Annotated in this window: 11 protein-coding genes and 2 pseudogenes; 10 read left to right on the top strand and 3 right to left on the bottom strand. The window is 56.9% G+C overall.

What is annotated here, in order from left to right; genetic code table 11:
- Positions 1 to 611: 611 nt before the first annotated feature.
- From M0D64_RS40225 to M0D64_RS40185, 9 genes and pseudogenes are all read left to right on the top strand, one after another.
- On the top strand, positions 612 to 803 hold the full coding sequence (locus tag M0D64_RS40225) for a hypothetical protein (protein ID WP_266261751.1): 192 nt from the start codon (positions 612 to 614) through the stop codon (positions 801 to 803).
- Positions 804 to 941: 138 nt separating this feature from the next.
- Positions 942 to 1,577 (top strand): hypothetical protein, encoded by a 636-nt coding sequence (locus M0D64_RS40220; RefSeq protein WP_266261750.1) that lies wholly within the window; start codon positions 942 to 944, stop codon positions 1,575 to 1,577.
- A pseudogene (locus M0D64_RS40215) lies at positions 1,574 to 3,574 on the top strand (integrase). The gene M0D64_RS40220 and the pseudogene M0D64_RS40215 overlap by 4 nt, the downstream one beginning before the upstream one ends.
- Before the next feature lie 28 nt (positions 3,575 to 3,602).
- Positions 3,603 to 4,463 carry an ATP-binding protein gene (locus tag M0D64_RS40210; protein ID WP_266261749.1) on the top strand — a complete coding sequence of 287 codons (861 nt, stop codon included), beginning with the start codon at positions 3,603 to 3,605 and terminating at the stop codon, positions 4,461 to 4,463.
- 102 nt (positions 4,464 to 4,565) lie between these two features.
- The gene (locus tag M0D64_RS40205) at positions 4,566 to 4,874 is read left to right on the top strand and encodes a hypothetical protein (RefSeq protein ID WP_266261747.1); all 309 of its coding nucleotides are present in this window, start codon (positions 4,566 to 4,568) and stop codon (positions 4,872 to 4,874) included.
- A 137-nt stretch (positions 4,875 to 5,011) separates the two neighbouring features.
- Positions 5,012 to 6,031 carry a site-specific integrase gene (locus M0D64_RS40200; protein WP_266261746.1) on the top strand — a complete coding sequence of 340 codons (1,020 nt, stop codon included), beginning with the start codon at positions 5,012 to 5,014 and terminating at the stop codon, positions 6,029 to 6,031.
- Entirely contained in the window at positions 6,028 to 7,668 is a 1,641-nt protein-coding gene (locus M0D64_RS40195; protein ID WP_266261745.1) for a hypothetical protein, read from the top strand. Before M0D64_RS40200 ends, M0D64_RS40195 begins: the two co-directional genes overlap by 4 nt.
- A complete protein-coding gene (locus M0D64_RS40190) occupies positions 7,661 to 9,505 on the top strand; it encodes a tyrosine-type recombinase/integrase (RefSeq protein ID WP_200567607.1) in 1,845 nt (614 codons plus the stop codon). The genes M0D64_RS40195 and M0D64_RS40190 overlap by 8 nt, the downstream gene beginning before the upstream one ends.
- On the top strand, positions 9,483 to 9,926 hold the full coding sequence (locus M0D64_RS40185) for a TetR family transcriptional regulator (RefSeq protein ID WP_266261744.1): 444 nt from the start codon (positions 9,483 to 9,485) through the stop codon (positions 9,924 to 9,926). The genes M0D64_RS40190 and M0D64_RS40185 overlap by 23 nt, the downstream gene beginning before the upstream one ends.
- 4,230 nt (positions 9,927 to 14,156) lie before the next feature.
- On the opposite strand, the gene M0D64_RS40180 is transcribed toward M0D64_RS40185, so the two are convergent.
- Entirely contained in the window at positions 14,157 to 15,134 is a 978-nt protein-coding gene (locus M0D64_RS40180; protein ID WP_266261743.1) for a ParB/RepB/Spo0J family partition protein, read from the bottom strand.
- On the bottom strand, positions 15,131 to 16,339 hold the full coding sequence (locus tag M0D64_RS40175) for a ParA family protein (RefSeq protein WP_266261742.1): 1,209 nt from the start codon (positions 16,337 to 16,339) through the stop codon (positions 15,131 to 15,133). The genes M0D64_RS40180 and M0D64_RS40175 overlap by 4 nt, the downstream gene beginning before the upstream one ends.
- Before the next feature lie 1,120 nt (positions 16,340 to 17,459).
- Between M0D64_RS40175 and M0D64_RS40170 the strand changes: the two genes are divergently transcribed.
- Positions 17,460 to 18,857 (top strand): replication initiation protein, encoded by a 1,398-nt coding sequence (locus M0D64_RS40170; RefSeq protein ID WP_200567610.1) that lies wholly within the window; start codon positions 17,460 to 17,462, stop codon positions 18,855 to 18,857.
- Between the two features lie 649 nt (positions 18,858 to 19,506).
- On the opposite strand, the pseudogene M0D64_RS40165 reads toward M0D64_RS40170, so the two are convergent.
- Positions 19,507 to 19,794 (bottom strand): annotated as a pseudogene (locus M0D64_RS40165) (IS630 family transposase); the annotation flags it as partial.

Raw genomic sequence — 19,794 nt, 5'->3', positions numbered from 1 at the left:
GTTCGCCGGCGTTGGCGGCGACACCGTTCACGAAGAAGATATGGAACTGGCGATCAATCGGTTATCTGAAGGAAAGGGCAGTCGCTTGCCTCCATGCCCGGCTAGACGAGACATCTAGTGCGCCACTTTTCGCGCAGGAAGCTCAACTGAAAAACATCGCGGCCAGGTGTGGCAGAGATCCGCTTGTGGTCGATAAACTCCTATCCGCGCCGCCAGGAAGCGGACATTGCCGAACGGCCTCAACTGCGAGGAGCGAAGGTCCGGTTTGGCCGAACTGCTGTCCCCGAGAAGCTGGTTTGGATGACCGGACCACTCTGTTACCTGCCGTTGAATCCCTGACAGCGCGACCGGCGGCAGTGGGTCGACAAGAGGCGTTCGCGCCTCCCGATAACGGCCATTCGCGACGCGCGCGACGCGGTGTAAGAGCGGAGTTGCGGATGCACAGCCGACCGCGCTATTAAGATAATTAATCAACTCGTCCTGGAAAACCCAGCCTACACGGGACTTCCGGATTGATAATCATTGAAAGGCCTCCTGGCCGCCCAGAGAAGGGGGCGGCCAGGGTCTAGAGTTGGGATGCAACGCTCAACCGACCCGTTCAGGAGGCTGAAATGACGTTTAGCGGAATTGATCTGCACTCGAACAACGCCGTGGTCGCCGTGATCGACGACCAGGATCGGGTGCTGTACTGCAAGCGGCTGACCAATGATCTCAGACTGATTCTGGCAGCGCTCGCGCCTTATCAGGCTGAGCTAGAGGGAGTCGTAGGACGTAATAAATCTGTCACCGGCCATCCCCAGTAACCACGGGCCAGAACGCGCGCGAGTTGACACTTTTATTTCCCTTCGAATCGGCATAAAAGTGTCAACTCGCATATGTCCGTATTAAATTTGCCAACTCGCCTCCTACACTTCGAATCACGTCCGTAGGAGGCTGATCTCATGGCGGATACCCTTCAGGTAACCAGGCCGATCGCGCTGGAGCGTCCACGTGGCGCACACCGATTCGAAGCCTTCAGTCCCAAGCTCGCGCGCCGCGTCATGTTCTACCGTCGTGCATTGCTTGAACAATGGTTAATGCTCGAGGCGAACCCGAAGGTGGTCACCTTCTGCGAGCGACCAGGCTACGTGCTGATCAACGAAGATCGTCACCTCGCCGATTTCTGGGTGCGCTACGTTGATCGCGATGAGTTGGTTGTACTAAGCGAACTGCTTTGTGGATCGAATGTAGACGCGTCACGCCCGGAGGTCGACGCTGGCACCGTAGAGGTCCGGCTGGTCGGATCGGCTGAGCTCGCCGCAGCGCGTGCGTGGACGGACAACTGGCAGCGCATCCTCCCCTACCTTGTTGCGAACCGGGGCCTCGTGCCGGCAACGTTACCACCAGCCATCATGCAATTCGTGGACGAGCCACGACGACTGCTCGATATCGAGCGCGAGTTCCTGACCAGCGACCCGGTGATCGTTCGTGCTGCCTTGTTCAGTCTGCTCCACAGCGGTCGCGTCAGCGCGTCGGCACTTCAGACGCAACCACTGTCGCTGCTGACATCCTTCACGGCGTTGGAGGCAACATCATGAGTCGCCGCAAGCCGGAGTTGCAGACGATCGATGTTAACGCATGGCCCACTGTCGCCCATACCGAACTCGACGAACCAGTCTGCCGTAAGTTCGAGGCGCGGCGGCAGGCCATATTGCGCTATATCGCTGGTGAGCCGGTCAAGGCGATTGAGAAATCGACACAGTTCAATCGCCGGCAGTTGTACCGCTGGCTTGAGCGCGCCCAGACAACTCACCCTGATGGCCGCCCCTTCGGCTTCCGGGCACTCATCCACTACGTGCGCATCGCAGAATATGCGCGAGTGCGTGACGTGCAAGTGCGCGGCGAGCGCGGCAGCCGCGGGGCCGCCGGTGCGCTCGCGCAACTGCTTGAACGCTATCCGGCGTTGACAGGGTGGCTGCTTCTTCAGGTAAAACAACGCAAGGTATGGCTCGAACAGATTCATACTGACGGGCAACTGCGCACGCGTCTGCGCGGCCTGCAGGCTCTACACGACAATTTCCTCCGCCAATGCCGCTCAGTCGGATTGACAGCGGCCGACTACCCGCTGAACACGGCCGACCATGCGATCCGTTCGCTTTCGCGACGGGTGAAGGCCGAGATGCTGCAAAACTTCGGCTCGGCTGCACGCTCCGCGGGCGCCACGCATCTCAAAGGCCTGCCGCGCGTTGACGACACTGGTGCTCCCGCAGCGGTCCGGCCATATCAGGTCGTCGAGTTCGACGGTCACCGACTGGACGTCCGTCTCAAGGTGGTCGTGCGCGACCCGCTAGGTTTCGCGCATGAATTCGAGATGGAAAGAGTGTGGCTGCTGGTGATTATCGACGTTTGCACGCGTGCCGTGATCGGATTTCATATTGCATTAGCGAGGGAATATGGCCGCTACGACGTCATCAAGACTATCGAGAATGCACTGACGCCTCACTGCCCGCGAACGTTCACAATACCAGGCCTCACGTATGGACCGCACGACGGCTTTCCGTCAGGGAAGATGCCTGAACTGGGCTACGTGACCTGGGAGTGGATCAGGCTCGACAACGCGAAGGCCAACCTCGCCGACGAAACGATGACGGCGTTGTGCGAATTCGTCGGCTGCCTCGCTGATGCCGGACCGAAACACAGTCCGGACGAGCGGCCCTACATCGAACGGTTCTTCGGCACGATTGCCAGTCGGCTGTCTTCACGATTGCCGGGATACACCGGTTCTCATATACGTGACCTTCGCCGGGCGCTCTCGGATCCGAAAGGCGATCTGCGTCTCTACGTCTCCCTCGATGAACTGGTGGAACTCGTTGAGTACGCCATCTCAGGTTACAACGGCACACCGCACTGAGGGCTCAACAACGCGACTCCGCTGGAAGCGATGCAGTACTTCGTGCGGGGCAGGGAAACGATGCTCGTCTGGCTGGCAGAACACCAGCGTCGGACGCTCTGCCTGATGCAGTCGGCACGACAGTGTCGCGTACGCGCCTACCTTCAACAGGGCGTGCGTCCGCACATCAATCTGTTTGGCGTGCGCTACACAAACCATGTCCTCGCGACAAGTGCACACCTCATCGGTCAGCATCTGCTGATCTACATGAACGCCGACGACCTGCGCTCCGTGCGCGCCTTCCTGTCCGACGGCATGGAGCTCGGCGTACTCGAGGCGCAAGGCGCGTGGCGTGTGGTACCACACAACCTCAAACTGCGTCAGCAGATTCTCAGGCAACCGGGCAGGCGGCGAGGCAACGCTAACCTCGGTCTCGACCCGATTGAAGCCTACGTCGACGAGAAGATGAGGCAGGCGAAGAGAACGCGCAAAGCTGCGACGGAGCTCGCTCATGCGACGCGCCTGCTCGGATCGGCACCGACTGTTCGCACTCCCGTCGGTCCGCCCCGCCCTCCCGGGACAGATACCGTCACAGCGGGCACAGCATCAGGCATGGATCCGCAAGCGACCACGGTCAATGAACTTAAGCCACGCATGGTGGTTCGGCCGCGAAAGCTCTCGATCGGTACCGGTCAGGTGTTTTAACTCCGCTGTTCAAGCTGCGAGGTGTGTCATGTCGCTTAAGATCCCGCGTCCGGTCGATCCATCGCTGCACCCACTCGTCACCGGCAACTATCGTCTTGCCACCCCGGCGATCGAGGTATTCTATGAGCTCGTCACGCGCTGCCTGCGCTACCGCATCATGGGCGCGCTCATCTATGGGCCGTCGCGGGTTGGTAAAACACGGGCCATTGAATACGTTCGGCTGCTCCTCGCACGTCAGTACCCGAAGATAACCACCTATCATGCGCAGTGCGAACACAAGCCGCGGCATGCAGAGGGCCCCTTCTTCGCGACACTGCTGGAGGCGGTAGGCGATCACGCACCCAACGCCGGCACCAGTTCGGCCAAACGTTCGCGCCTGTCATTGCGTATTCGCGAGGCAGCCGCGCGCTCAGGAAGCAATGCCGTGCTCATGTTCCTCGACGAGGCCCAGAGGTTCAATGAAAATGAATACGAGTGGCTGCGAGACGTGCATGACGTGCTTGACCGCCAGCAGATCAAGCTCTTCACGTTTCTCGTCGGGCAGGAGGAACTGCTCGCGCAGAAGACCGCCTTGCAGCTCGCAGGCAAGACGCAGATCGTTGCTCGCCTCATGGTCGACGAGCTCGCGTTCTACGGTATCCGCAATGCCCAGGACGTCGCCACATGCCTGAATGGTTACGATCAGACGGCCTATCCGGAGGGCACTCCCTGGAGCTTCACACGCTTTTACGTACCCGAGGCGTTTGACGCCGGCTATCGCCTGGTGAGCGACGCCCGCCAGTTATGGCAGACGTTCGAGGCTGCACATCACAAGGCGAGCTTACCTGGCAACCTCGACCTGCCGATGATCAGGATACTTAAATATGTTAGTGACAAAAGTCACGTTTGATATATGCTGATCCCAGAGGCGCACCCTCTTGTTGTTGAGTAGCAAAGTCTGTTTTACAGACGAGTAGCGGCGTTTGGTTTTTCGGCGAGACGGAGGCGAAGAATGGGATTCACGCGAGGGCGAGTCGACGCCGTTGAACTGGAAAGGTATCGATCTATAGGCTGCGAGGCGTTGCTTCCGCTTCTGGTCGATTACGTCAAAGCGGACGCGAGCTTCATTCCGATACGCGACAGTCATACGCACCGCTGGCACTTACGGGTGGGGGACCGCGAATTTGAGCTGCTAACCACTGGCCCAAAATGGTTCGATACACGGCTCCAGCGAGGTGGTGGCGGCGGTATCGATCTTGCCATGCATTTACTTGCCCTGGATTTCAGGCAGGCCATCACGAAACTTCGGCAGGTGCTGTGAGATACGTCCTCGCAAACGAGAAATTAGTCGTTGCAGGACGAGTCTGGAAGGGCTTTCCGCTGCTGCTCAACACGGGCGGCCAGTCAATGGAACCCGCACAGTCATTTCTCTGGGACTTGATAACATCGAATGGCCGAGTGAGCAGTCCGAAGTCATGGGATTCGTATGGCCGGGCGCTGTACGACTTCTTTGCTTTTATTTTTGCCAACGGTCTGGACTGGGTGCAACGCGGCCCGGCCGGCATGCCGAGTGCACTTGAAGCATATCGGGACTGGTCGAAGGGCACGGTCGGGCTTGCGAATACGACCATCAACAATCGACTGCGTGTCATTGTCCGCTTTTATCAATGGGCGGAGAAGAGGGGCCACATTGATCGCCTGCCCTTCGAGTTGGTCTCGATCCATACCCGTCGGCAGCCGGGTTTTCTGGCGCATGTCGACGCCACAAGCGGCAAGGTGAAGTCGCCAAGCATCCTGCTGAAACAGCAAGCGCAGTCCATCAGAATCCTGACCAGGGAACAGCTGAAGGTTTGCTATGAGGCCCTACCGAACCTAACCCATCGGCTCATGTTCTCCCTGATGCTTCGTTCGGGCTTGCGCCAGATTGAATGTCGGACCTGGCCGGAGAAGCCAGGGTATGTCTTCGACCCCAGTCGCCGGAAGGATCTCCGCTCGAACCAAAAAATTCGATTGAATCTTGACCCGCGCGACATGGAGATCAAGAACAACAAGCCTCGCAGCATCGACATGCCCTATGAACTGATGGAGGAACTGGACACCTACAGTGTTCGACACCGTCGGATGCGCGAGAGGAATCATTGCAATGGAGAAAAATTTCCCACCCTGTTTCTCACCGAGCACGGCACGCCTTACACCAAAGCAGCCTTGACCGCTATTTTCGCAGCACTTTCGAGGCGAGTGGGATTCCATGTAACTGCACACATGTTGCGACACTCCTATGCCACGTTTTTGCTTTGGAGCCTGCGCAAGAGCAGGACCTTCGAAGGAGAGCCTCTCTTGTATGTGCGCGACCGGATGGGTCATTCGGACGTCACGACCACGGCGATCTACCTTCATATGATCAACTCGCTGGAAGGCCACCTCGTGCTCGCCCACGAGGATGAGATTGATCAACTGTTTGCAGATGCGGAACCGTGAAAACAAGTCGCAAAAGCCACGCCGCGGCTCCTCTTCGAGTATCGATCGCCCCCGTTGGCGTGGAGCAGGGCGGTGCCACCGTCATGCTTCCGGCCAAGGGCAATGCCACGTCACAACGCACACTCGACCTGTCTGCCTACCTTGGCCGCGGCATCGACGCCTGGGTATGGGCATGCACCACGCAGCTGCGGGCATTCCTCGCGGGCGGCGGCGCCACCCCGGCGACGGTGCGTGGCTACTGGGTCCATGGCTTGGTCCATTTCTTTAACTTCCTGATCATGGCCGGGGTGCCATGTCAGCCGGGGACGTTGGAGCGAAAGCATATCGCTGCATTCATCGCATGGCTTAGCGACCACACGGACTGGGCCTACACCTCGCAAAGGAGCTTTTATACGAGAACCAAAGCCGTGCTCAACGGTCTCCAGCGTCGCGACGTGGTGCCGGGCTGCACGGAGCTGTTCCCCGCCAATCCATTCCCGCACAGCAATGCGCGACAAAAGGGAGCGACACCGCTCTCGACCAGCGAGCGCGCCCGGATGGCCGCCGCATTGCGCGACGACATCATCGCCATTCACAAGCAACAGTTCAACGGCACTGCTTCGGCGGCGCTGATTGTGTACCTGCTGGCAATTGCTGTGCGCACCGGTGCCAATACCACTCCGCTTCTGGAAATGAAGCGGAATTGCCTAAAACCGCATCCGTTTATATCTAACATGATGCTGCTGGAGACCTTCAAGCGGCGCGGAAATGCAACCCAGATCAGGAGCCTGCGCTTCTCCAAAGAGGAAGACCGCCCCTTGGCGGTCGCCATGGACGGCGTCGGACTCGTACGGAAGGTATTGGCGATGACCCAGCCTCTCGCCGATGCTGCGCGCGACGACCTCAAAGATTTCGTCTGGCTCTATATCAGAACGGGAGTTGGCAGCAATTCGCGCGAACTCACAAGGTTGAGCGGATCCGCACTTTGTCTCGGCATCCAGGCCTTGATCGATCGACATCAACTCAAGGCAGACGACGGCGCGCCCCTGCAGATCAATCCATCGCGTCTACGCAAAACCATGGAAGACCGCCTCTGGCAACTCAGTGGCGGCGACCTCATCGTCACTGCTGCGCTGATGGGTCACACACCGCAGGTTGCGGACAATCATTACCTCGCCTGCACGAACTCGATGCGCGAGGATGCAACCTTCGTCGGGGAGGCGCTCCCCGAGATCTACCGCAACGGCGAGCACGGCGATGATAACGGTAAGGTAATCCCCATCGTGCCGATCACCGCGACGCGCGTGGGTGGGTGCAAAGATCCGTATTACGGCGACAAGGCCCCGTGCGACGGCACTCCCTGCGACGACTTCTTTACCTGCTTCTCCTGTCGCAGCTATGCCATCGTCGGTACCCCGGACGACCTGCATCGGCTCTTCAGCTTCTACTGGTTTCTGGAGCGGGAAAAATATCGCGCCCGAAGCAGCGACTGGCGCACGCAATTTCATCACACGATGCGCCTGATTGACTCATTCACTGCGGACAGTTTTGATTTGGCGCTGGTGCAAACCGCCAAAGAGCGCGCACGCGTCGATCCGCATATCTTCTGGAAATCGTACGTGATCGACCCAGATTTGACAGACCTCGAACATGGCTAAAGCCCACCGGTTCGCAGTCACCGGACCGTATCTTCAGCGCGCAGCCGGGCGGGCGCTGACCAACGCCTATGGGGTGTTGATTGAGCAGCCCCTGAGTGTCGCCGGGCTCGACGAGACGACCCGCCGCAATGTCGTCATCTCGGCCGTCATCGATAGCGGACAAGAGCGTGTGCTTTCACGTTATGGCGATTTGGTATGGGAAATGTGGCCGTTCGTGAGTACACCAAATACTCTTGAAGGGAGCAAGCGCCTCAACTGGTCACGTATCCCTGAACCGTTCCGAGAGGCGAGTAAAGCGGTCTTGTTTCGATACTGGCGGGTAGGAACCGAGGGCGCTACCCCGCCCGGCGTGGCGCGGCTGCAAAACTTCCTGGGCAATCTCGCCGTGTTCCTCCGGTATTTGGAATCAGTGGGCGTCTCGTCGTTCGCTGATGTCCATCCGATTCACATCACCAATTACGTTCGAGACCAGACAGATCGTGGCCATGTGAGCGGTACGCTAGCGAGTAAATTCTTCACTCTGGAAAGACTCTACGCGTTTCGGGATCAGCATCCTGATCGGTTGCGTTTCCATCCATGGCCCAATTCGTCCGCCACCGAAATGGCGGGACGCGTTGGACAGGCAAGGAAGGCCAGCGAAAAGGACTGCAGAACACCTCTGATTCCTGCTGCAGCGGCACAAGCCTTCTTCACTCATGCAGAAACCATTCTGAACAACGCCGACAGCATTTTGGATGAGCGAGATGCAGGCAGGCGTGCTGCGTGGCGGGATCCGGAGATCACCGCAATCCGCAATGCCTGCTTCTACCTTCTTGGAGTGCTGACCGGTATGCGAAGCTCTGAGTTATCTGGCATCGAAGTTGGTGCCGGGCGTACCGAGATCAAGAACGGTTATACCTTTCACTGGATCAAGTCATTCGAACACAAGACCAAGAAAGGTGTCGTCGAATTTTTGATGCCGAGCATGGGCCACGACGTTCTGCGCGTCCTGGAACGCTGGTCCGAACCACATCGAATGGGGCTGGCCGAACGGTTGCGGGGGTGGGAAGCGAATCAAGGGGAGAGGACACACGGGCGCATGCAGCAGATCGCCGAGGCCCGCGCCAATCTCGGGAAGCTGTTTCTTGGAAAGGGCCCTCGCGGCATTTCTCTGGTGTCCGGTACCGGATGGGGCGATGCACTTCAGACGTTTGCTAAGGCCGCCGGAGTGGACTGGGCTCTGGCGCCGCACCAGATGCGGCGGCTATATGCCTATTCCTTCGCGCGGCATCGGCTGGGCGGCCTGTTGTTCCTCAAGGAGCAGTTCAAGCACTCATCGATCAACATGACCCAGCTATACGCTGCCAACCCGCGCCAGGACGCCGCCCTCTACGACGAAATTCTGGAGGAAACGCGGCAGCACAAAATCCAGACTATCACCGGGTGGTTGGAAGGTGAGGAATTGTTGGCCGGCGGGGCCGGCGATAAAATCATGGCCTTGCGCGCGCAAGACTTTCCAGACCGGAAGGCGATGATCGAGGAAACATCGGACCGGATCACCATTCGCAGCACGGGTCATGCGTGGTGCCTGGCGCAGGATGCGGGCTGCGGCGGCTCCGGCATCTATGAAAAGGGGCGCTGCGGAACCTGTCGCAACGGAATCATTGACGGTCATTTCAAGCCCTTCTGGCAAGAGACCTACCGTCACCAAAGGGAACTGCTTGAAGAGGCCAGGAAGTTGGGTCCTGGCGACGTTAAGCGGGTCCAGCGCGATCTTGAAGAAGCCGCACGAGTGCTCAACGACTTGGGCGTTGAACTGCCGGGAGAAGAGCCGAATGGCAGCGAAGCGAACTCCTAGCGCCGCGGCCCCGTCGGAAGCGGTCAAACCGCCCCGCCGGCGTGATCGTAGGCGAACGCAGACTGAGCTGCAGCTGGCCCTGAACCGTCTGCAACGCGCCAGCAGGAAAGTGTCGATTGCGGCAGTCGCCAAGGAAGCCGGGGTGACGCCCGCCCTGATCCATAACACCTATCCAGACTTCGCTGAACACATCCGCGCCCTGCTCAACAAATCCACACGGGCACAGCGCGACGACAAGCATCAGAAATTGCAGCTACAACGGGCGACGACCACCCGGCTCTACGAGGTGATCGCCGACCAAAACAAGCAAATTGTTGATCTGGCATCGGTGAATGAAGCGCTGAGAGTGGAAATCCGGATACTCAAAGGTATAGTCGAGGGCAAGGTGCTGACCGCTCCGTTCGGGCGGAAGACCGAGTAAAAGTCATCGTTAGCGGAGTGCAAGGTGCGCGAAAATGGTTAGTTAAAAATTGTCCTGCAAATTCACTCACTCACGCGTAACTAACTGTTAGTACGAATCTGTTCCGATGGAATCCTTCGCACGCGCTGTCGAGATTGTGCTCAAAGACAGTGAGCTCAAGGATGCGCCCGGCTTCTGCCCTGATGGCGCATTGTGGTCTCACGCGGTGCGTCACTGCGGTTACGTTCAGTCTCGATGCCACCGGCCGCGTGCTCGCGACGGCGTAACGCGACGGCACTCAAGCCGCCTCGTTTCCCGATCCTGGCGTTTGACGAGCTCCGCCTCCGCCTGGCCGCCGGAATCGTCTTCGATCTCAAATGGCTGGTGCCGGGAGAATCGCTTGTCTCGATGCTGTGGAAGTTCTGCAGCGCTAACGCGCTCGCTCCCGATTGGCTCGTTCAACAGATGAGTCCCGACGTAGACCCATCTGTGGGCGTGGTGCCCGTGCGCGATGTCATCAGCATCACCCGTATGCATCGGCTGTTACGTCTGCCTGAAAATGTACTGCGCGCGTCGCTGCTCGACACCTCGTTACCGGGTCGCTACCACCCTACGCTCCGATATTGCCGTCAGTGTGCTGCGCACGGCTATCATTGCGTGCTGTATCAATTCAAAGACGAAGACCGTTGTCCTGTCCATCAGCAGCCGCTCGAAACGCGATGCCTGTCTTGTGGGAAAGAGACGCCCTATGTCATCAATACCGAAGTGGTCGGAGCGCCATTTCGATGCGTTTCGTGCCACTCACACTTCAGCTACGGGCGACTCTCGCTGCTTTCGACAATCCCTGCAATGCGTAGGCAGGACCGCGCTGCCATCAGTCGGCGCTTGCTTCTTCGCTCGGGCGACACGACAGGCGAGCGTCGTCCTGAACAATCGGTTAGGGGTGCAGACTCCTGACCCGTTGGAGCTCGTGTGTTGACACATTTATTTCGCAACAGACAACCTGTTGAATCTTCGTGGTTTTCCTCGCCACCGACGCCTCTTTTAGGCGAATTGACACATTTACTAGCGAAGTTGTGACAGATTTGTTCCGGTCTACGTGCCGCGGGCACGTAATCGCCGCATTTCGAGCACTACCCTACCCTCGCCAGCCTGGCTGCTGCAGGTCAAACGGCGTTGCGTGGTGCGGGAGCAGATTGATACCGATGGGTGATTGCGAACGTGCTTGCGAGGACGGCAGCCACTGCATGACGAAGTTGTCCACCAGCGTCCCGTAGTGGGTTTGGCGGCAGCGGACTACGAGCGAGCGTCGTTGACCGTGTCGTCGAGGGATCGCGGTTACGCCCCCAGTTCAGACAAGTCCCTATGTTTTATTACAAAAGCGCTTGGCAAATGGCCTTTACAGGCCAGCTAGGGCGGGAGATTTCCTGCGCTCATGGCGTTACTACACAATACGTAGCGTTTGCTACAGATCATTCGGGTCGGCGTGCGCCCTCCAAAAGTCAGCCTAGGTTTGACCGGCTACAGATCCCCGCGGAGCACTTCGTCGTGAAACATTAGGAGTATTAGGGTCACAGAGGACCGGCACTACCCTGTCAGCATTGGCTTTCCCAGGTTTCCTGGTTCGATGGTCGATGTTTCACGGAAGCTCAATTTCACCTGCAATCGTCATTCCGAATGAATTCAGACATTCCGTCCGACAACCGCGAGTTGAGGCTTTCATTTCTTCCGACTGCGAAGTGAAAGTGTTGACGTTGCCGCGTCGCAGCCTTGCTCGATGAGTTAAAAATGGGGTCATATCAAAACTTCTTTCCATTCCACGCTATCCGACAGCTGCCATAAATTACGGGGCATATGGAGGCTTCTTTTCATTTCGTGGCATTCGGAGTAACCCACCACGAACCGGCTAACCAACGACGGAGAGATTTTGTTGATCGGCCATCCGAACCCGAAGACTATTCGCGGATCATGACGCGTGGCTGTTACTACAATCCAAGGGTCAACAAGATCTTTTCTGATACGAACATGACGGTCACCCAGTTGCTCAACGGTTGGGTTTCAATGTCGCCCGTTCTTACTGAGAGTCCCGGCGAGCATTCGACTAGAGGGACCATCATTCGGAATATTTTCAGAGATCCGCGATCGGCCCGTGGCCAGCAGACATCATGCGTCTTCGAAGCCTTGTTGAATTCTGACAGGGTCTCAGACTCTCCAAGCGAGGAGCCTTGGATTGACCGCTGGAGGGTCCATCGCATAATCCAGCGGAGAGAGATGGCAACCCTGCACGACAAACAGTCAAGGAAGAACATTCAGGAAAGGATCATCGCTGCGGTGCAATGAGGGCCTGCGGCGATCTGCCTCCTTGTGTTTGGTTTTTTCAGCAGCTTTTCAACCCTTTGGGGAAGTCAGTACCTCACGTCGTGGACGATTGGAAGATCTGCTGTCATGCCGTCCTTCACGCCGCTGCGTCCACTCGCACACCTCAGGCGGCTTTTGGAACTTGCGAATGATAGGTAATGACCTTAGCGAACCATACTCAAACCATCTCGCGAATTCGCATCTATCCTCGATAGCGACTTCGCAGCTTTGCCCCATTTTGCCCGCGCGCCGGCGCCGACCATCGCGCGGTTTTACTTCGCAAAAAACGAGGGCTGCGACGATCCGACGCCTGTATGGGTTGATCCAAGCCTCTGCCGCATGCTGGCCGCCTTGGTCAAACTGGAGGTCAAGCATGGCTCATCCGTTCTCGCCGTCCATCTAAAGGCTTCGGCTTAGACGCTCGGCGGCCCGCGGCTGACGAAGGTCAGCGTGAACTGGTCGACCAGACTGCGGCGCTGGTCGCAACCCGGCCCAAGGGAATCGGGGAGTCGGCATGTGGGTTCGGCCGCTGATCTCAACGCGGGATGAAGGCAGGAGGGACTTCGACGCTCGACGCCGCGTATTGGCATTGGATAGACCCGGCGCATCGTTGCGTGCCTAAACAAAAGAGTTGAGGCGCTTCCTTCGTTGGGTCGGGATCTGGGCGCACCTAGGCTTGATGGCGGCCAACCCATGGAAGGCTGCGATGGACCGAATAATTCTCGAGCGCGATGAACTAAAAAAATGTGCGACGCATTGTCAGGTGGCCTATGGGAAACAGTCCAGAGCTTCTTGGATCTCGGATGTGGGCAGGCTGCAACAAAGCAATGGCAAGTAACCCGCGAGTTAATACTGCTTACCGATGTCTCAAGTCTGTGGCGAGAAGATGCCGCGGGCGCGATACACGGCAAATTCCAGATTTCAATGCACCGCACAGGCATTGAACCGATCTTCCGTTCTTGCGGTGGACCGGGGGGAGGGAGGCGCAAAAGGGAACATATGATTCCAATGAGCCTTGCTACGTGCCAGCCATCCGGTCGCACTGGGGCACCGGGAGTTCGATTGCAGTTCTATCTAAGCGTCCGCTGCGCCCCTTCTTGCTCCGTTCTTTGCGCTCCGTACAAAAATGGCAGACGGAATGTATGCCGTCGGGGCCGAGACAGATATTCAGCGCGCGGCATCGCGTCTGGTTGACTGGGCGATAACCGGGTGCTGGTCGGTATAGACGGCCGTTACGGAGCTGACCGGATGTCGCTACACGAAGTTTTCCGCCACTCATTCCGGCACACGTTTGTACCTTCAGGCTGCGGCCGAAGGAGTTCCAAGAAATGTGATTCAGAGCGTTGCAGCATGCTCGTGTCCAGAAGACTTTCATTTATGGGTAGGCTAAAAAACGACCTATGGCGAGAGAGTTTGAGCGTTTCTACTCCCCAACAGCATTAGATATGAATGACCGCACAGCCGAACATGAGGGTTATGTTTGGGCCTGTCGCTTTGTGGAACGCACCTGTGGAGGATTTACGCATGGGTGGCCGACATGGGTTGCCCCGCAAACAGGCCTCCGCCGAAGAGTGTGCCTAGTAGCACACTCTTTCGTCGCCCCGCAGCTAATGGAGCGGGGTGGCTAACGTCGTGCGGACCTGGCGAATTTACGGCTGGTCAGCCGATTCGGGTCGCCTCGCAAGTTAGGGCTCATCCGAAAAGTGTGCCTAGTAGCACACTCTCGTTCACCACTATGCGCCGCCGATACGCCAGGATTTGTGGCCGACCACTCAAGAAGCCGCGCGCTGAATCCCCGTCGCGTAAAGCGGCCACGATATAGCATGCGGAATCAAGCAGCCGAAAAAAAGCCCGCATCGAGGCGGGCTCCAGATCCATTGGCGATGACTTCACTCAAGAGGGATCGCCGTTAAACAATTCGCTGATGACCTGACGAATCCGGGTCTCCTGTGCATCTGAGAGGACGCCCGTTTTGATTTTTACGGTGAAGCTGTTCACGTCCTTGGTAATGCTGCCGGCGTGAGTATTTCCCGCAAAGAACTTCTCAATTGAACGCTCGCGAGCCGTTGTGCTAGATGCACGACGGCCGAGCAACGCAGCAATTGCCGGCGCATACTTACCTTGGTCCAGACTTCCTGATACAACATCCGGCCAAAGCTCGCGGGCAGCAGCTACTGCATTCTCACCATGTTTCTTGATGACATTCGAAATCGCATCGGCGGCATTGCCACCAATGAGCGTGGGATTGATATCGAGATCGTTCGCCATGAACGCGGGTAGGCCGTCGAATGCGAGGTATCGGTACAGCCCTCGCCGGCTCATGCCGACTGCTTCGGCCAAGCGTGTGCGATTCGGAAATTCTTTTGCGGTACGGCGAATGGAGATGGAAATCTCATAGTCGGCCAAGTCATCCCGACCGATGTTCTCCACCAGCGCCAGCACGGCCATATCCTGATCCGTGCAATCAACAACCAGGACTTTGATTTCCTCAAGTCCGACTAGCTTGTGTGCGCGCCAGCGCCGTTCGCCCGCAACAATCTGATAGGCAGACTCTGCGCGGCGAACGACGATTGGTTGTAGCAGCCCGACCTCGCGAATGGACTCTGCAAGTTCAGATAGTTTCGCCTCGTTGAAAACCCTCCGAGGCTGCCACGGATTCGGCACTATCTCTGATACTGGCAGCACAGATTGCGCACCGCGCGTCTCCAACTCCTGAATCTTAATATTGGCCGCGGCCAAGGCGGCAGCCATCCCTGGCCCGGTCTTCGGTTTATCGTTTGTTGGCTTGGAGGCAGTGACCTCGTCTTTCGGGATATCTGAAGCAGCCCGCAGATTGGCGGTCTGCTCGGCCATTCGAGCACGGATGTTCATTTGCCGAGCCTCCACTGTTCGACGTACATGTCGTCAATCCACTTGCAGTATTCCCTGAGCGGATGGCGAACCCGCTCGACTGTTTTCGAACTCGCGTCCTTCTTGCTCAGGTCAAACACCGTCGACAGTGCAAGCGCGCCGCTACTCATCGCCGAGCTTGCCGGAATTTCGGTTGTCGACAGCCAATCACCGTATGCCCGTTGAGTCCATGGACGAACCACAGATGCCGACGAAGTCGGGCTGTTATCGACCTTTGAAAGGATGACAGAAATGAAGTCGTAGGCCTTGTTGGCCTCCTTCTCCATGAAGTTACGCGCGATGTCGGAGAACAGCCCCCAGAACGACACCGAACTGATGAAGTCGAGGCTTTCCGGAACCAGCGGCATGACCATCGAATCGGCAGCCATCAGCGCATTGAGCGTCAGGTAGGACAATGAAGGCGCCGTATCGAGGATGATGTAGTCGTATTGGCTGCGAAGCGGCGCGAGACCTTCCCGCAGGATTGCCCAGAATTGAAAGCTGGGCTTGGTCTTGAGCATCGATGGGATGTAGAACTCCGCACTGAACAATGAGGGGTGTGCTGCGATGACATCCAAACCGTCCCAGTAGGTCTGCTTGACGAATGATGACAGTCCGCCTTCGATGGTCTGGTCGTAGATGAACGGTAAAACCGTCGAATCCTCATCAACCTCCTTCTCTGCATACAGTCCGCAAAGTTCGGAAAGTGATGCCTGCGGATCCAGATCAATGGCGAGCACCCTCCGACCGCGGAGCGACAATCCTTGCGCAAGACACATAGACGTCGTTGTTTTGGTCGAACCTCCTTTGAAGTTGGCCACGAGAATGACCTTCCCGTCCGCACCGCGCGACCCGGTGACCAGCGGCGACTGGTATATTTCGGAGAGTTGCTGCACGTAAGTCCGTGCCTCGGCCAGTGTGAAATGGCGGCTACGACCAGTACCCGATGCCTCACCCGCCGGCAACGTGCTCCCTTCCCTTGTGGCCTGGTAATGAATCTTCGTGCGATCCAATCCGCAAAGCTCGGCGACCTCCGCCGTAGTGAACGATGGGGCCGCTTTTCGAGGTTTTGGCGTCAGGATACTGTTGCGCAAGTCCTCCGTGAGCGTGTTAAGCGTCTCCGCGAAACCCGCAAGTTCACCCAAGGTCACTCTTCGCGTTATTGCCGGGAATTCTGCTTTAGACATGGTTTTTAAGGTTTAGTCCGAAATCGAGACAAAGCGTAGAATACTAGAAAAATACAAAACAGTGCCACTAAGTTAACCTCAGTTCTTAGAAAACTGAGCTAAGTGGCTATCTTGAAACCAAAAATGTCTATTTATTTCATAATGTGGGAAGAACTCGTGTCGATATTGGAGGGTTCTATACATGCGTTTTGAAATGTCATGGTGAGGGAAATTGTTGAACCAGTGGCGACCCGGTCCGGAAGGTGGGTGAGAAGTTTTGTTGAAAACGGAACAACAAGAGGCGAGCGAGTCCGAGCCGAAACATAGATAGGGCGCGATTAGTCTTGCGGTGCATCAAAACCAGCCGGAACGACAAGACGCCCACAAGATTTCGCACCATTACTCGCCTCGCTGGCCCACCTCACAATTCAGCTCACCATGGATCAGCGGCGTCGACGATTACACAAAATCCTTCACCACATGGCCTGGAGAGCACAACTTGGCAGCCCCCACGACTCTCCTGATCACCACGCCGGAAGATCGGAAGCAGCCGGGGATACTCCCTAACCACCGAGGCAATAATGCTTTTCTCTTGGTCCGACCGTGGGTTGCCCTGGCCAGCACAAATTTACTCACCGTCATCAACAAAGAACCTCACCACCTCCTAAGGAAGATCGCTGGAACCCCCCGGCACATAACGCATTGTCGGCTTCGAGGAAGGCTTCAACAATTCATCTCACCATCATGCCGACGGCAACAGGAAATCTCACCCTGCGCGGGTAAACACTTCACTCTCGTAGGGGAATTTCATTCACCTTTGCCCGCAAAAGGGCTCACCTCTGAAACAAAAACACTCACCTTTCTCTGGTTAACTCATTGTTTTTTCGGGAGTTTGATTTTCTCTGTATGTTTGTGGGTTCGTTATTTCTAAGACTTTAAAACACAAAACCAACGGCTCGACGATGGACCGACTAGCATGCTCGCGGCGCCATGGTGAGCATCAATGTCGACTTGACTGATTGCGAAGGTGGGTGAGCCGAATTGTTGAAACAACGTTTTCATGGTGAGCTTTTTTGTTTTGACATCTCACCTACGCGTGTTAGAGTCTCCCGCGGCTAGCAACCAATAGAAGAGGGCCACGATGTCCACTGACGTATCGGCTCGCGCCACATCGCGCCAGATGTCGCTCGAACTGTTTGAGGAGATGTTGGCGACCGACACGCCGATCCATAAGTCAACCAAGGAAATCGGCTATCAGCGGAACAACGTTTTCGTTGATGTCGCGGACGTCGGAGTCACAGCGCGTCGCTTGCTTGATGCAGCGCATTTCATCGTGGCGCAGGAGTCAACAACACCGAAATACTACGACGTTGAACTAAGCTACTTCAGGTGGCTCATGCGTTACGACAGCTACAACTACAAACATCTGAGAGCAGTCGTATCAGAAGCACAGAAGGCACTCATCCAAGTGTCCGCGGCACCGCAGGGTAGCACCTCGCCAGAACACGAAAAATGGGTTTCCGTGCAGTTGCTCGGCATTGTCGGTATCGACAAAGGACGCATAACATTTGAAGTCCCGCAACCGCTCATCCGCCACATTAAGGACCCGGAAAAGTCTCACTGGTTGAGCCTTCGCATCACGTCGGCCTTCACCCTTACTTACGCACGTGCAATCTACGACCACGTCATTGCGTACGTGACGGACGGCATCACGGATTGGTTTGAAATTGACTTGATCCGAAACTGGCCAGGCAAAGCGGGTTCCAGCGCAACGGTCTTCAAATATTTCAAGCGGGACAGTCTCGAGCCTGCGGTAAAGCAGATCAACGAGGTCTCTGACATCGAGCTGAGCTACGAGACTCGCACCGAAAGCCCCAAGTCCAAGAAGATTGACCGGATACGCTTCAGGCTTTCCAGGAAGGAAGGGGCCGACACCGTCCGCGCGAGCTTAATTGGGTTGAAGGAAACCTACACCACGCTGAAAACCGAATTTGGCTTCACCGAAAAGCAGTTCAATATTATCTCGCAGAACCGCGCCATCTGGTCCGATGAACGCATCCTTGATGCAATCGAATACACCCGCGCGAAGATTGATGACGCGAAGGTGACAAAGAGTCCCTCCGGCTATCTGATGAAGGCCATCACTGAGGGCTACAAGCTTTCAGAGGCTGAGCGCCGGATGAAAACGGTACTGGCCCAGAAAGCCACGGAAGAACAGGCAGAGGTGACTGCCAGAGTCAACACGAGAATCGCCGTTGAAGCGAACAGTGCAGCTCGTGAGGAAGAAGCCAAGCTGCGATTAGCCGACGAGGTCCGCGCTGGTCGCGAAGCGTTCGACCAAGCTGACGCGCGCGCGAGGAAAGATTTCATGCGCGCGTACATTGCATCTCCCTCTGGCAAGCTGGCCATCAAGCGTCTCAAGTTCAACATAGCCACCATTGGCGAAGCAGACGTGCTCACCCACGCGGATCTCTCCTTCGCCTTCTATCATTTTGTGTACCTGCGCAACAAACCCAAGGCGGCTCGAACGCGCGCCTAACCGGTCGAAAATCAACGGGAGCGGGGCAGGTCACCAGCAGGCGTGTTGCGCAGGTGGCCGCGGCGGGCATTGCCGAGGGGGGCAGTGAACGAATCTGAACGGCGTTTCGAATCGAATGAACTACCCTCAGCATCCGACGCAAGCTGTGGGGTGGTTCGCCTTGGTTGCCTTTCTATTTTGTGGGGGGCCGCGACCGGGCGCCCATGGCGGTGATCCGCCAGTACATGGAACAGCTGCGGATGCCACTCGAAGAGCGTCCGCAACTTCCACGCAATTCTTCCTTTCTCCGAGGTGAGAGGGTTGCCGTGCACTTGCTTACCTAATCGAGTCGACCAAACATAACGCCTTAATGCAGTTCTCGGCGACGAGAGTTCATAAATTACCGTTTCATAAAGAGAATTCAAAGAGTGCTACTGCGATCAATATTGGATAGGTCGAGTTAGTGCTAGTAAGAAACGTTGATCGCTATGCTGGCTAGCAGGCTGCAGCCTCACTCTTGCTGTGGCCTGAAACAGAGGATCAACCTTCTCTCGGTGCACTGTAAGCGTCATGGCAGTACCGTCTAGACAGGTACTGCGGGATGGCCAATCTGGTTCCCACCAGAATGTAGTGGGAACCAGATTGATGCGGAGGCTAAGTGCGGTAACAACTAGTGTTCCGTTCCGCTGATTCGCGTACAAAGTCTTTGTAGTTTTGCGAGGATGGAGTCAGCGGAAGCGGTCCATGTAAAAGGTTTGCAATTCTCGTTGTAGTGGGACACGAATTGATCAATACGCTTAATCAGTTGCTTGACGGAACCGAACGAGCCGCGACGTATAGCCTTGCCGGTGATCAGCGCGAAGAAGCGTTTCACCTGGTTAAGCCACCAACTATAAGTGGGGAGAAATGCATGTGCCACCGAGGCCGCGCGGCCAGCCATGCGTTGACCTTGGGATGC

Source organism: Paraburkholderia sp. WS6 (assembly GCF_030464835.1).
GTDB lineage: Bacteria > Pseudomonadota > Gammaproteobacteria > Burkholderiales > Burkholderiaceae > Paraburkholderia > Paraburkholderia madseniana.
This window is presented reverse-complemented; position numbering and strand designations above follow the sequence as displayed.